The organism is Arthrobacter sp. 210 2 (assembly GCF_059093025.1).
In genome coordinates this window covers 1-292 of sequence record NZ_JBNHIE010000034.1, presented here as the reverse complement: position 1 = coordinate 292, position 292 = coordinate 1, and the positions used below count along the sequence as shown (strand labels likewise).

Here is a 292-nt window from a genome sequence, read left to right as displayed (position 1 = left end):
GCAGCGAGTCCAGCCCGGACTCGAGTTCCCGCAGGTCCTCTTTCCCGGTGGAAGTCCTCGTCAAAGCGGCATGGACGTGCTGAGTGGATGCGGGCGCAGCGCCCGATGCCGCCCAGGGAGTGGCATCGGGCCTGTCGGAGCCGGACGCTTCGTCCGCAGGACGAAAGCCGTCCGGCGAAGGGGCGGGGGCGGCATCGGGCGCGGAGCCGGACAGGGATTTACTTGGCATGGCGGCGAATCTCCTCCCGCAGCCGGGCGGTGATGACCCCGGTCAGCTGGCCGGCAAGCCCGG

Annotated in this window: 1 pseudogene; it reads right to left on the bottom strand. The window is 70.9% G+C overall.

The features are described 5' to 3' along the window. A pseudogene (locus AC5RWA_RS21615) lies at positions 1-229 on the bottom strand (hypothetical protein); the annotation flags it as partial. Positions 230-292 lie beyond the last annotated feature (63 nt).